Source organism: Bizionia sp. M204 (genome assembly GCF_023205095.1).
In the GTDB taxonomy this organism is placed as follows: domain Bacteria; phylum Bacteroidota; class Bacteroidia; order Flavobacteriales; family Flavobacteriaceae; genus Algorimicrobium; species Algorimicrobium hallyeonense.
This window is the reverse complement of record NZ_CP046242.1, coordinates 1,464,543-1,479,938: the sequence shown is the minus strand read 5'-3', so window position 1 is coordinate 1,479,938 and position 15,396 is coordinate 1,464,543. Positions and strand designations below refer to the sequence as shown.

Below are 15,396 nucleotides of genomic sequence, written 5' to 3'. Positions count from 1 at the left end.
AAAGTGTAAAATAGGGGAATAAAAAAAAACGACCTCTCAAAATTCTCTGGGAGGTCGTTAATATTAAAAGTTATTTATGTTTTATTGCATTTTGACAATCACCTTTTTATTGATGGTTTGATTATCTGTTGTCTGCACCTTAATAATGTAGTTGCCTTCCGATAACTGTCTTACAGGTATTTTGCATTCTTGAGATAGTGGTGCATTAGTACTATTCCAAGACTTAATGGTTTGTCCTAACATATTAACCAAGTACACTTGTTTGATGTCCATACTATAAGGCACCTTAATGTAAATTTGATTAGTACTATTCAAGTAGTTTACAATAACATGAGGAAACTCATCTGTCTCTGTACTTAATACATTATCCTCTTGGAATACAATATAGAAACGCCCTTCATGTGTTCCAGCATCCAGATTTGTTTGGTATGGCGTTACATTGATACGTGTATAAGTTCCTAATAGCGCATCATAAACAAATACGTCAGGATCTGCGTCAAAATTCTCTAAATCGGTAAGTGCTATTTCTGCATTACCTGTCATACCCATATCAATGGTTACAGGATACATATTTTCAGCATTAAATTCACCCACACCTTGTATGATGTATTTCCCTTCTTCAATTTGGAAAGACATGTCGCTAGGATTGTCGTCTGTGTTTAAGGCATCGTAACCGTAGTCAAAACCTTCACTTGCTAAATTATCAGGTGTAAACGCTAACAATAAAGGACGAATAGCATTTTCCGGAGTTGTAAACTGTACACGAATGCGTTGAATGTCATTTGTTACTTCTTCGTTTTCCCGGTTTATTTCGCTATTAATAGTACCTCTAAAGAATTCTGAATTACCAGAAGACTCCTTAATGAAAATACGTTGGCTGTTTTTAAATACCACATCATTGGTCACTTGATCACTACTGGCCGCGGCCGTAACAAAGAAACCTTGTGCTACAGGTATGTATCGTTTTGGAATAGCTAAATTAGCATCGCCAACACCATTAATACCTGGTGATGAAACGGCTGGATTACCTCCTGATAAATTATAAGTAGCATAACCACCTTGATAGTTAGCTGTAATGTGTGAATTATTTGTGGTGGATTGTTTCCAGAAATATAAAGACCCATCAATACTACCAGAAGTGCCTGCATTTCCTCCAGGTATATTATCCCTAATAAACATATCCGCATCAATAGCAGAAGCATAAGGATTTCCAACTAATGTTTGATTAATTCCACTAGTTGATGAAACTTTAGCCGTTATAGTTCCATTATTTGGTTGTCCTCTAAAGATATAGTTTTGAGTGTCTACAGGAGATGCGGGTCCTGGTCCTTTCATTGTAAATCCTAACCCAACTTCAAAATCACCAGCATTACCTTTATATTCCCATTCAGAATACGTGTCTTGCAGACCTTCAGAAAAAGAATAAATCCATCTACTGCTCAAGGTTAAAGGACTTAAAGAACCATTATTTCCAGATGTCCATCCGGCATTAGATATAATTCCACTTAAAGTATAGGTTCTAGCTCCTAAAACACCATCCGTACTTACTGGGCTTCCCCAATAATTATAATTAAAACGGTTAGAGGTTCCTTGCTGATCACGATTTAAAACACCATCAGCAGTATAATCTACAATACTGTTCGTGTTTTGCAATAGTTGCGATTCACCTTCAAGATCAAGTATAGCCATATTGTTAGCACCATTTAAATCACCAATTCTTAAATAATTGGTCACTCTTAAGCTTTGTCCATCTGTTGGATTAGAATTCCGAATGGTTAATATATTTTCATCTACTAAAAGACCCAAAACGGTTAGATTTCTATTTGGTGAGTTTACATTATGTCCTGTTCTCACAATATTCCAAGTTTGAGGTTGACCATTGATACTATTTACTGTTGAATTTGGTATTTGTTGCACCGAACCGTTTAGCCAAGTGGCTTGCGTGTCCCATGAACCATTTCCATCCGAAATATAAGGTATTGGTGCAGTTTCAATTTGGTCTGTTGTCATGCTATTCAAGTTACCATCCATTATGTTAGTTGCAATATTTTCAATTTCGCCTCCAGCAACAGATGCTTGCGAACCATCTTTCATTTGGTAGTAACCTATTAAGTTACTCCATTGCAATCCACCACTAATATTAGTAGGAACAACAACACCAGAAACAGCAGCACCATTGGCTTGAATTTCTTGATTCATCATTTCGCGAATTTGTGTTTGAGAAATTGCTCTATTCCAAATACGAACTTCATCAATACCGCCACCAAAGTGATTGATTGGTGAATTATTCGTTGTATCCATGGCTCCAATTAAAGTCTTATTGGAATTTGGAAGTGGTGAGGTTCCTGAAGTATTGTTTCGAATTTCAAAACCATCGATATACATGGTATATGTATTAGTACCATTAAATGTAATAGCTACATGATACCATTTAGGTCTATCCATGGCTTGTGTTGCAAACATGGTATTTCCATTCCATCTAAAATTTAATGTTGATCCCACTAAACTCAAATCGTATCCCGAGGTTAAACTCGCGCTATTTCGTTTAGAAATAATAGTTTGTGTTCCTGATGTATTATTAGGTTTTACCCAAGCTTCTATACTAAAGGCACCCGAAGTCATACCATAATTATTGGTAAAACTAATGTTATCATCTGTTCCATCAAAAATTATATTGTCAGCACAGTTTGGAATTGTAACTATTACAGAATCTGAATTGTCTAAACAAGGTGCTGTATTTGTAGCAGTCCATGTCAAGGTGTATGTTTCACCACTATCACCTGTAAAACTAGAATTGTAGGCCGAAGGATCAGAAAAATAACCTGTTGAAGGTAAAGCTGTCCATAGTCCTGTAGAATTATTGGCTGCAAGCGTTACCGTTGAAGTAGCACAATTAACTGTGGACTGATCGGAACCAGCATTGGCTACTATATAAGGTGTAATTTCAATATCAACATCTGTCGTAGCTGCATTACAAGGACCAGCAGGTGTATTGGTTGTCAAAGTCAAGGTTACGGTGCCTGCTTCGCCAGAACCAAACGTATAGACTGGTGTTAGGCTAGAGGCATCATCAAAAGTTCCTGTTCCAGAAGTCGTCCACCCCGAACCAGGATTACCAATAGCTGCGCTACCGGATAAACTGGCATCCAAGGTTATGGAATTGGCCGATTGACAAATAGTTGTTGGTGCTGTATTGATGGTTGCTATTGGTGCTTCGTTGACTACAATAGTTCCTGATGCTGATTTGATATCACAACTGGAAGTTGTGGTAATGGTGTAATTAAAAGTTCCGAATGCAGTTGGTGTTCCAGCTATTGTATACTCTAAACCATCAAAGTTAGTGGTTAAACCAGCAGGTAAACCTGTAATGTTTGGAGGGGTTAATCCGCCTCCAATATCATAGGTAATATCTGTTATCGGCGAATCTTGACAAACGGTTTGATTATCAGTTCCTGCTGGTGTTGTTAATCTGATAAAAGTTGATAGAGTCGCAAATGAGATATCATCTATACCAAAATCGTTACCACTAGCGGAATTGTTTAAATTTCTAATCTCTATATCCACAGACGTCTCTGCCGGTCCCGTTGTGTAAGTTCCATAAAAGCGTGTCCAATTATCTGACCCAGGATTATTGTTGTCAGGACGGTTTGGTAAGGTAGGTGTTGTCCCTACATTAATTCCTCCCACATTAAATGTTAATCTTGCTCGTCTTGATGATCTCCATTGATCGTTTAGGCTCATTCCATAAGCGGAAAAGTAATAAGTAGTGCTTGGTAATACAGTTACATTGGCTTGTTGCCATACTATTAATCCGCTGCCATGACCATTCACCGCCATAAAATTGCCAGTCCCTGTGGTATTATCAAATCCCCAAAAATTAGGATGCACATTTTGACCATTTGTTGTAATTGAATATCCATTAGTTCCAGTATCATCTACTAATTCATTATTTCCTGCAGCATCTGCATGATATGTATAATCAGACGTAAAACCAATATTGCCTTGTTGGAAGTCTCCATTTACGACTAATTCAGTAGCAACATTTATTGTTGCGGATACGGTACAGCCGTTAATTGTAGTACCTATTACTTGATAGGTACCTGCTATGTCAACAAATATGGATGGCGTGGTTTCCCCAGTATTCCATTCATAACTCACAAAACCTAAACCATCTGCAACTAGTTGGACGGAGTTGTTATTTGGTGGTGCTGGGCAATAATCTGCCAAAACGCTTAAACTAGGTACTGCAAAAACATCAACAGGTACTGTTTGCGTTGCTGGACAACCATCACTATTCGTTACAATTACTGTATAAATTGTATTTACCTGCGGATTTACCGTAATTTCATTATTTGTGGATGACGCCGTTCCCGCTCCAGCTGGTAATCCTGCATTGGCACCCGTATTTGCAATCCAAGCATATTCAAAATTACTGCCTGAAGTAGTTGCCTGAACTTGAAAATTATCTATCAGCACATGAGGTTCTCTTTCAGCCCAAGTGATACAACCTCCCCATCCACATATATAATTAAAAGTGGAAGCATCATTTACCCTCAAACGTATTTCTAAATTATTTGGATTATTAACTCCAGCCGGTAAAGGGAAATTAATATCAACCCAGTTGCTATTTCCTTCTGGAAGCGGTAGTGTGCGGTGACCATTTACCCAATTACCTCCATTAATATTAGGAGATCTAAAGTCAATCAAAATATTTTTATATCCGCCCAAACCTGTGGCTCTACTTGCTTGAAAATATACTCTAAAATCTTGATAAGTTGATAAACTGGTGCCACCAAGGTTGAAACGCCAATTCCCAGCATCGTCTGAACCTCCCCATCCGCCACCATCTTCCCAATCATCAATTTGACGCAGAGCACCTCCAGCAGTTGTGTTTTGCGTAAATGCTGTTGGTGTTGTAGGCTCACCTTGATTATTTGGTCTATTAAAGTCTATAGTTCCATTAATATTAGACGTAATTCCACTTGCTTCATTCCCATCAACTATAGAGGAATTTAAATAAGAACTACCAGAGTTAAAATTATAGTTCACTAGCGTTACATTATTTCCACCAGCTCCTAAAACATTCGCCGTTAAAATACTTGCATCGCCAGCACAAACAGGATTGTTTGAAGCCGTAACCGAAGTAATCACAGGAATATCCAATACCTCAATAGAAGCAGAAGTCATACTACAACCCGTAGCGGTATTGGTATAAGTAAAAGTAACATTACCAGGTGTTACACCAGTAATAACACCTGCATTAGAAATAGTTGCAACAGCAGGATTGCTACTGGTCCATATTCCTCCGGAGGAAGGTGATAGAGTATGAGTTTCATTCACGCAAATATCACTATTACTTGGTAAATTACTGATTATAGGCAACGCATTGATAGTCACATTATTCGTGGTGCTAGAACAAGTTGTTGCGCTACTCGTAAACGTAAAGCTTACATTTCCTGGTGCAACAGGCGTAATAACCCCTGCATTTGTAACTGTGGCTATTCCTATATTATTACTCGTCCAAGTACCACCTGAATTTGGTGTTAAATTTCCAGTGTTTCCCATACAAATTTGTGTAGGGGATGTTACAGCTGGTGCTGCATTTACAGTAACGGTAATGGTATTACTTGGTACTGGTGCTATACAAGCTGATAAGCTGGATTGCATTTCCACATATATGGTATGTGTTCCAATCGTTAACGGTGTGAAAGGTGTAAAGGTTGGATTATTTGTTCCAAAAGAAGTGCCATCAATAAACCAATTATATATAGGTGATGCACCACTGTCTGTTGTTGTATTGGCATTAAAGGTTATAATTTCACCATCACAGATTGCAATAGGGGAATCGTTATTAGTTGTCGTATTTATAATATGAACATCCGCATTCGCAGCTGGATCTAAAACCGTCACTGTTGCGGTACAAGTCGATACATTTCCTGATAAATCTCTAACGGTTAAAATTACCGTATTGGCGCCTAAATTAGAACAATCGAAAATAGTATTATTTAAAGAAATTGATTGAATCCCACAATTATCAGTTGAACCATTATCGATGTCAGTTTCTGAAATAGTTGCATTACCAAACTCATCTAATGTGACTGTAAAATTTTGACAAACTGCATTTGGAGCAGTGGTATCTAAAATAACCACATTTTGCGTTTGGGTAGATGCATTTCCATTGGCATCCGCATACGTCCAGGTTACGACCGTTGTGCCTTGTGTTGTAATAGGCAGTGTTGCATCATTAGTTACTGTTACGGTTCCACCACAATTATCAGTAGCTGTTGGAGCAGTTAAAGTTGTTACTGAACATTGAGCAATTACATCAGCAAGAGTTGCAACATCTGGAGTTGGAGCAGTCACATCATCAATCACTACATTTTGTGTTTGTGTTGATGTGTTTCCGTTACCATCATCGTATGTCCAAGTTACGACGGTTGTTCCTTGCGTTGAAATAGGCAGCATTGCATCGTTTGTTACTGTTACCGTTCCACCACAATTATCGGTTGCTGTTGGAGGGATTAAAGTTGTGACTTCACATTCAGCTGCTACATCAGCAAGAGTTGCAACATCTGGAGTTGGAGCAGTCACATCATCAATCACTACGTTTTGTGTTTGTGTTGATGTGTTTCCGTTACTATCATCGTATGTCCAGGTTACGACCGTTGTTCCTTGTGTTGAGATAGGCAGTGTTGCATCGTTAGTTACTGTTACCGTTCCACCACAATTATCGGTAGCAGTAGGAGGCGTTAAACTGGTGACTTCACATTCAGCCGTTACATCAGCAAGAGTTGCAACATTTGGAGTTGGAGCAGTAACATCATCAATCACTACGTTTTGTGTTTGTGTTGATGTGTTTCCGTTAACATCATCGTATGTCCAGGTTACTACCGTTGATCCTTGTGTTGAAATAGGAAGCGTTGCATCGTTTGTTACTGTTACCGTTCCACCACAATTATCGGTAGCAGTAGGAGGCGTTAAACTGGTGACTTCACATTCAGCCGTTACATCAGCAAGAGTTGCAACATCTGGAGTTGGAGCAGTAACATCATCAATCACTACGTTTTGTGTTTGTATTGATGTGTTTCCGTTACCATCATCGTATGTCCAAGTTACGACGGTTGTGCCTTGTGTTGAAATAGGAAGCGTTGCATCGTTTGTTACTGTTACCGTTCCACCACAATTATCGGTTGCTGTTGGAGATGTTAATGTTGTTACTGAACATTGAGCGGTTACATCAGCAAGAGCTGCAACATCTGGAGTTGGAGCAGTAACATCATCAATCACTACGTTTTGTGTTTGTGTTGATGTGTTTCCGTTACCATCATCGTATGTCCAGGTTACGACCGTTGTTCCTTGTGTTGAAATAGGAAGCGTTGCATCGTTAGTAACAGTTACCGTTCCACCACAGTTATCAGTAGCAGTAGGAGCAGTTAAAGTTGTGACTTCACATTGTGCGGTTACATCAGCAAGAGTTGCAACATCTGGAGTTGGAGCCGTCACATCATCAATCACTACGTTTTGTGTTTGTGTTGATGTGTTTCCGTTACCATCATCGTATGTCCAGGTTACGACCGTTGTGCCTTGTGTTGTAATAGGCAGCGTTGCATCGTTTGTTACTGTTACGGTTCCACCACAATTATCGGTTGCTGTTGGAGCTGTTAAAGTTGTGACTTCACATTCAGACGTTACATCAGCAAGAGTTGCAGCATCTGGAGTTGGAGCAGTCACATCATCAATCACTACGTTTTGTGTTTGTGTTGATGTGTTTCCGTTACCATCATCGTATGTCCAGGTTACTACCGTTGTTCCTTGTGTTGTAATAGGAAGTGTTGCATCATTAGTTACTGTTACGGTTCCACCACAATTATCGGTAGCAGTGGGAGGTGTTAAAGTTGTGACTTCACATTGTGCTGTTACATCAGAAAGCGAAGCAGCATCAGCAACAGGAGCCGTTATATCATCAATAATTACGTTTTGGGTTTGTGTTGATGTGTTTCCGTTACCATCATCGTATGTCCAAGTTACGACGGTTGTTCCTTGTGTTGAAATAGGAAGTGTTGCATCGTTTGTTACTGTTACAGTTCCACCACAATTATCGGTAGCAGTAGGAGGGGTTAAAGATGTTACTGAACATTGAGCAATTACATCAGCAAGAGTTGCAAAATCTGGAGTTGGAGCAGTAACATCATCAATCACTACGTTTTGTGTTTGTGTTGATGTGTTTCCGTTACCATCATCGTATGTCCAAGTTACGACGGTTGTTCCTTGTGTTGAAATAGGAAGTGTTGCATCGTTTGTTACTGTTACAGTTCCACCACAATTATCGGTAGCAGTAGGAGGGGTTAAAGATGTTACTGAACATTGAGCAATTACATCAGCAAGAGTTGCAAAATCTGGAGTTGGAGCAGTAACATCATCAATCACTACGTTTTGTGTTTGTGTTGATGTGTTTCCGTTACCATCATCGTATGTCCAAGTTACGACGGTTGTTCCTTGTGTTGTAATAGGCAGTGTAGCATCGTTTGTTACTGTTACCGTTCCACCACAATTATCGGTAGCAGTAGGAGGCGTTAAACTGGTGACTTCACATTGTGCTGTTACATTAGCAAGAGTTGCAACATCTGGAGTTGGAGCAGTCACATCATCAATCACTACGTTTTGTGTTTGTGTAGAAATGTTGCCATTCCCGTCATTAAAATTCCAAGTAATAGTATAAATTCCTTGTGTATTAAACGTTAACGGGTCAGTGGTTGTTCCTGTTATGGTTCCCGAACAAGCATCCGTAGTTGTTGGTGCTGTAGCTGTTACAGAACATTCGCCTGTTAAATTGGCAAGTGTTGGTGTTATCGGATTAATCACATCTATTGCTGTCAAAACAACTGTTTCAACATCCGTGTTGCCAGAATCGTCTGTAGCTGTAACCGTTACATTAATGGTCTGGTTATGAACCGCGGATATTACGAAACCAGCAATTGGGTTTTGGGTAATGGAAGCCACATCACAATTATCTGTGGCTGTTCCTAAGACATTTGGGATGGTGATTTCACAACTGGCATCTAAATTAACATTTCTATCTATAGCTGGGGTTAAAACAGGGGCTTCATTATCTAAAACGGTGACAACAAAATTGCAAATTTGTCCGGTAGCCGTATTTCCTGAATCGCGTTCTTCATAGGTTACGGTCGTAGGACCATCTGGAAAGGTGTCTCCAATTCCAAGAGCTGATGTTAATACCATTGATCCGCCACTTAAATCTGTTGTAGGCATGGTATAGGTAACAACTGCACCACAAGTGCCGGGATCTACGTTTACTGAAAAATTTGTTGGACAGGAAGTAATCGCACGACTTGCCGAACTTTCAGTGAAAGATTCTTCAAAATCCGGTCGCAATGACACATAATCATTTAGCGGATTACTGAAAAAAGTACCCTGATTAGTATTTGCAGAAAAATAATCTGAACTTATGGGTTTAGAAAAACCTTGAATACTAAAAGTAATAACAATTAGTAATAACGAGTAGAAAGTAGTTTTTTTCATAATAGCGGTTAATTTTTTAACAATAAACAGTCAGAAACTTCTTAAAATCGGTTTTAAATAAATACACGATTAGAAATTACTTAAATCTGCTATTATTAATTATGTAAACTGAGGGAGCCCAAAATTAACCTATGAAAAGGCGGTCGAGAAATTTATTCGGTAAACGGTTAATATACTCTTTGTATTTAATTAATTTGTGGAAAACGACTCACTTTTTAGTGTAAAGTGCAGTTTGTCAGTTGGTTCTGATTAATAGCTTATAATTGGTAAATTATTATGGATGTGTAGAAAAGTTTCTGTCGAGTAACGTTATAATAAATCCGACGAAATGCATTTTGCATTTTAGGTGGTTGATTAAATCTGAAATTTATGTATCACACGTAATTTATTATTAATATTTCTTCTTAAAAAAAAAGCGTCCCGAGAGATAAATTATCTTTCGGGATGCTTTTTAGGTTAAATATAAATCAAGCGTTTTAATTCACATTAATTTCCCAAGTTAATCCACTAATATCGGTTAGCTTTAAAACATGTCTGCCATTCGGGTTGTTACCCGTTTCGTTTAAAGGAATTGAGATATCCGCTTTTGCTCCCAATGGAATAATTAAACTATGTACTCCCGGTTTTATTTTCGCTACATAATGATTATTAATCTGCTCTGCAGGGAATCGTGATAAATCAGTTCCATTTAAAGACAGGATTGTTTTACCATGGGAATCCATTAATTCCAAACCTATTAAAAAGGAACCATACACATCCACACCTTCCACACGATATACTTGAAATTCTAAAGTGTTATTAGAAAAAGATGCTTGGCTTAATTCTAATTTTGGTTTGATGGATTTATTATGAAGCGTTCCAAAAACACCGCCATGAAAATACTGATTGGTAAACAGTGTTAATGAAAAAATGGCTAAAGAACCGAACAAAACAATCGGTTTTAAATTTTTAAGCGGTAAAATGCCTGAACCTAAAAAGCCAAACCATTTGGTTCCTGTAAAGGCATAACTTTTGTCCATGAGTAATTTATCTAACGAATAATGGCCACTACCACTTAGAAACAAGGTGAAACCGGAGGCAATTCCTAATACACCAATTTGCCATTCATCTAAGCAGGTGGTACCAATCCATCCGGAACCGAGCAAAATACCCATGGCTAAAAAGAAAACCCCAATACTCATGAGTCGCGTGAAAAACCCTAACATAATTAGGAGACCAACAATACCTTCTACGATGGTGAAAATAACCATGGCCCACCATAAAGCATCTGGGTTTAATACCAAATATTCAATTATGGGTTTAATACCTAATGCGTTGGGAAGAAAATGATTGAATTTTTCGCCTATATAACCCGCTTCTTCAGGGTTTAACTTATTTGCTAATGCTACGCGACGCCAAAAGGCTGAAAAGTAGGTCCATCCTACAACTAGGCGGATGGCTAATGTAAAAAGTCCAGCCGTGTTATACGACTGATTTGAAAATTGTTTCATGTAAATTATATATATAAATGTTAAAAAAATAGGAGACTACTAAACGTAAGTTGCTGTAGTATCTAATTTTAAACATTGATATAATATGTAGAGTGGTGGACTAAGGCCCGATGTTTTTTTACTGTAGTTTATGCCAATTCGGAGTTGTACATAAAGTAATAAATCTGCAAAATTAATAGAAGGTTTAGTCGCTATTAATTTTAAAGTTTGAAGTTCAGTGGTTTTTACAACTTCAAATCCATCCACTGTTGTTAGTTGGCAGATTTCATAAACATGAGAAGCAATTGTTTTGTGGGCAGGACGTTGAAAATCGAGGTCCATCGTTCCTAAAAAGGTCTCTTTAGCCGAACACGGACTTAAAGCGAATAACATGGCAAGCATTAAAAAAATGCCTGACAACGTATTAGAATATGGATTTTTTTTCATCATGGGATTTGCGAAACTATTCGTTTTTCAAACAGAAATAAAAACATTAACAAATTTTGTTAAAATTAGTATGTCATCCTATTACGTTTAATTTTACTAACTTGTTTGAAATCAAATTTTAAAACTTATGAAAAAAATTACATTAGCGCTTTTTTTACTATCCCTTGGTATGCATGCGCAAACGTTTCCAAGCCCGTATTGCGAAATCACGGATGCTACAGATGTTATCGTGGAAGAAATAGCATCCGTGGATTTTGGCGGAACGACAATAACAAATTCGGATGTGGCTTCTGTATTAATTAACGAAACTGCAACGGTTATAGCGGTAACGCAAGAAGACACATACACCATGGAAGTAACTGGTAATACCTATGGGCCTTTTGATACGGATATTGTTGCGTTCATAGATTGGAACCAAAATGAGGTGTTAGATGACGCTGGTGAGATATTTGAAATAGGAACACTGACTAATACGGACGGAACCGATGGGATATCCGTAATTTTTGATATGGTTATACCAACCGATGCTGTTCTAGGTGAAACGCGAATTAGACTTACTAAAACATATACCGATTCTGATTCGCCTGCTCAAATTAATCCTTGTGGTATTGAGTTTGATGCATTCGGTCAAGGTATTTATCCAGGATATGGGCAAGCTTTAGATTTTACGGTATTAGTTGAAGCACCAATTATTTTGCCGTTTCCAAGTCCTTACTGTGAAATTACAGATGCAGATAACGTTATAGTTGAAGAAATTTCATCCGTAAATTTTGCAGGAACTAACATCGCTAATACGGATGCCACAACTGTTTTAATAGACGAAACAGCTACAGTGGTTAATATAGCGTTAAACGAAACCTATGCTTTGGAAGTCGCTGGAAACACGTATGGTCCTTTTGATACGGATATTGTTGCATTTATAGATTGGAACCAAAATGATATTTTAGATGATGCGGGTGAAATATACGAAATAGGAACATTAATCAATACCAACGGAACCGACGGGGTTAGCGTCAGTATGTATGTTTTGGTGCCAACTGATGCCGTTTTAGGTGAAACACGCATAAGACTTACTAAAACATATACCGATTCAGACTCTCCAGCGGAAATAAATCCTTGTGGAATTGAATTTGATGCATTCGGTCAAGGCATTTACCCTGGATACGGCCAAGCACTGGATTTTACATTAAATATAACGCCTTTAAGTACGGATACGTTTGAAGTAAATGCGCTTTCTGTTTACCCGATTCCAACAAAAGACTATTTGAATATTAGTTATAAATCTACCATTCAAAGCGTAACCATTTTTAATATGTTGGGTCAGGAAGTTTATGCTCAAAATACGGCAGCATCTAAATTGGAATTGCAGGTTTCCGAATTAGCAACGGGTACATATCTTGTAAAATTACAAACAGAGGTTGGCACACATACGTTTAGATTTTTAAAACACTAACAAGTTTAATTTCTAATTGGCAATAAACAAAAACTGAACAGAATTTATTTTCCTGTTCAGTTTTTATATTTAGTAATTTCAGTTCACTTTTTATTTTTTACAGTCAAAAAACGCTTGGACTTGATTAGAAAATAAAAACAAAAAAAATTAACTTTACCACATGGCTATACTCGGAAATATTATCAAAGGTATTATAGAAATTAAAGACACCTTTACGCCGGAATTGAATCCGGTAGAAGCTCAAAAAGAGGTGTTGAAAAATTTGCTTACCAAAGCGGAAAATACAGAATTTGGAAAGCATTATAAGTTTGAATCTATTTTAGATTCGGCAGATATGGCAACCGCCTTTTCAGATACAGTTCCGTATTTTGATTATAATAAAATTCAAAAAGAATGGTGGTATCGCTATCAAAATGGGGAAGACCATATTACCTGGCCTGGCCATCCGAATTATTTCGCATTAAGTTCAGGCACAACAGGAAAAAGCAGTAAGCGTATTCCGGTAACGGATGATATGATAGATGCTATAAAACAAGCAGGGATCAATCAAGTATTTGCTTTAAGTAATTTTGATTTTGAAGCCGATTTTTTCGAAAAGGAAATCATGATGCTGGGGAGTTCTACAGATTTACAAGAAAACAAAGAGCATTTAGAAGGCGAAATCAGTGGTATTACAGCCAGTAATATTCCGTTTTGGTTTCGTGGTTATTATAAGCCAGGGGAAGATATTGCCAAAATTGAAGATTGGGATGAGCGCGTGCAGCGAATAGCCGACAATGCTAAAAATTGGGACATTGGCGCCATTAGTGGCATTCCATCTTGGATAGAACTCATGTTGGAAAAAGTGATTGCGCAACATAACTTAAAGCATATTCACGAAATATGGCCAAATCTGCAAGTTTACACGTCTGGAGGTGTGGCTTTTAGCCCGTATGAAAAAAGTTTTAATGCCTTAATGGGACGGCCAATTACGGTGATTGACACCTATTTAGCGTCTGAAGGTTTTATGGCATTTCAAGCCAGACCAGAAACCGATGCTATGCAATTGGTGACTGATAATGGAATCTATTTTGAGTTTGTTCCTATGAAACCAGAATATATTAATGAAGATGGCTCTTTGGTTCCAAAGGCGCCTTCTCTAACTTTAGAAGATGTGCAAACCAACCAAGATTATGTATTAATAATTAGTACCGTAAGTGGTGCTTGGCGTTACGAAATTGGTGATACGGTTGAATTTACAAACGTCGAGCGCGCCGAAATAAAAATAACAGGACGAACCAAATTTTTTCTAAATACGGTGGGGTCCCAATTATCCGTGAATAAAATGGATGATGCCATGCAGCAATTAGAGCAAAAATTCAATACAAAAATCCCTGAATATACTATTTGTGCACAACGTGGCGCTGATGATGAATTTTATCATAGTTGGTATGTTGGGAGTGAAGATTCATTGAATTCAGATGATGTAGCCGAAGCTTTAGATGGTTTTTTAAAGGCGGCCAATAAGAATTATAAGGTGGCGCGAGGAAAAGCCTTGAAAGGTGTAAAAGTGCAAATCATCCCACCAGCTATTTTTCATGAATGGAGTGCGGCCAACAAGAAAAAAGGAGGCCAAGTAAAAATGGAACGGGTTATGAAAGAAGATAAATTTCAGGATTGGGAGGCCTTTGTTAGTTCACAGAAGTAGCATCTTCAGGAACCACGCCATCCCGTTTGTTAACAATCTCCATGATTTCTTCAGGTGAAAGATAAAATTTTTCGATACGTAATTTATAGGAAGGTGTAATATCGGCATTATTCAAAATAAAATCTTTTGTTTTTAGAATATAGGATTCCATACCGTGAGCAACGGCAAAGGTATCCGCAGCACGTTCGGCCTCAATAATGTGGTTTTCGGAAAGCAGGTACTTAACACCAAACCAAATAAGATTCAGATTACTACGGTCTTGATAATCCATTATATGACCGAGCTCATGACCTATCCAGCCTATTAAAATATCCGATGGAATATCTTTAGTGGAAAACTCTTTATCCGAAATTTTAAATCGTTCACTGATTAAAATCACATAGTCGCGATATTCTCTCGGCTTAAAAAAACTGCCAAATTTAGGCTGTGCCTGCATGGTGGATTTTTTTATATTTTTTTTAAACTTAATTTCAATGCCAACATCGCGTAAGGTTGGATAAAAATCCAAAGCCGCTTTGGCTTCTTTTTCTATAGATTTAGGAATGGTTTGTTGTGCGTACTTGTTCGTCGTTGTCATAAATAATATTAAAAATATAATGGGTTTTATAGCCATGTTCGTATAACTCATAATTGTAAAATCGTTTTGGAATCTAAATTCACTGCCTTCCAAAATAAAATGTGTGATTTTCATTTTTAGGAATTGTATCCAGACGCATAGATCATACTAAATTAAAATGGCGTCTTTTTCGCCGTGACTTCCTAAATGAATTCTGTAAACACAAGTTACCCGATTTTGATTA

6 protein-coding genes are annotated in these 15,396 nt (G+C 37.7%); 2 read left to right on the top strand and 4 right to left on the bottom strand.

Annotation, left to right across the window (positions count from 1 at the left end; translation table 11 throughout):
• Nucleotides 1-81: 81 nt before the first annotated feature.
• The 3 genes from GMA17_RS06640 to GMA17_RS06630 all read right to left on the bottom strand — a co-directional run bounded on the left by GMA17_RS06640 (nt 82) and on the right by GMA17_RS06630 (nt 11,459).
• The gene (locus tag GMA17_RS06640; RefSeq protein WP_248400344.1) at nt 82-9,540 is read right to left on the bottom strand and encodes a LamG-like jellyroll fold domain-containing protein; all 9,459 of its coding nucleotides are present in this window, start codon (nt 9,538-9,540) and stop codon (nt 82-84) included.
• Nucleotides 9,541-10,016: 476 nt separating this feature from the next.
• Nucleotides 10,017-11,030: a TQO small subunit DoxD gene (locus tag GMA17_RS06635; protein WP_248400342.1), complete on the bottom strand. Its 1,014-nt coding sequence runs from the start codon at nt 11,028-11,030 to the stop codon at nt 10,017-10,019.
• A gap of 39 nt (nt 11,031-11,069) precedes the next feature.
• Nucleotides 11,070-11,459, bottom strand: coding sequence for a hypothetical protein (locus GMA17_RS06630; protein WP_248400340.1), 390 nt, complete (start codon nt 11,457-11,459; stop codon nt 11,070-11,072).
• A 124-nt stretch (nt 11,460-11,583) separates the two neighbouring features.
• Between GMA17_RS06630 and GMA17_RS06625 the strand changes: the two genes are divergently transcribed.
• Together GMA17_RS06625 and GMA17_RS06620 are read left to right on the top strand one after the other, a co-directional pair.
• Complete coding sequence (locus tag GMA17_RS06625; RefSeq protein ID WP_248400338.1) at nt 11,584-12,909, top strand: T9SS type A sorting domain-containing protein; 1,326 nt, start codon at nt 11,584-11,586, stop codon at nt 12,907-12,909.
• Between the two features lie 160 nt (nt 12,910-13,069).
• Entirely contained in the window at nt 13,070-14,596 is a 1,527-nt protein-coding gene (locus GMA17_RS06620; protein WP_248400337.1) for a GH3 auxin-responsive promoter family protein, read from the top strand.
• Here GMA17_RS06620 and GMA17_RS06615 read toward each other — a convergent pair.
• Entirely contained in the window at nt 14,580-15,173 is a 594-nt protein-coding gene (locus GMA17_RS06615) for a hypothetical protein (RefSeq protein WP_248400626.1), read from the bottom strand. The genes GMA17_RS06620 and GMA17_RS06615 overlap by 17 nt on opposite strands.
• Nucleotides 15,174-15,396 lie beyond the last annotated feature (223 nt).

Coding starts and splice junctions, on each gene's coding strand:
- GMA17_RS06640 (WP_248400344.1), bottom strand. CDS start 9,540: ATGAAAAAAACTACTTTCTACTCGTTATTACTAATTGTTATTACTTTT.
- GMA17_RS06635 (WP_248400342.1), bottom strand. CDS start 11,030: ATGAAACAATTTTCAAATCAGTCGTATAACACGGCTGGACTTTTTACA.
- GMA17_RS06630 (WP_248400340.1), bottom strand. CDS start 11,459: ATGATGAAAAAAAATCCATATTCTAATACGTTGTCAGGCATTTTTTTA.
- GMA17_RS06625 (WP_248400338.1), top strand. CDS start 11,584: ATGAAAAAAATTACATTAGCGCTTTTTTTACTATCCCTTGGTATGCAT.
- GMA17_RS06620 (WP_248400337.1), top strand. CDS start 13,070: ATGGCTATACTCGGAAATATTATCAAAGGTATTATAGAAATTAAAGAC.
- GMA17_RS06615 (WP_248400626.1), bottom strand. CDS start 15,173: ATGACAACGACGAACAAGTACGCACAACAAACCATTCCTAAATCTATA.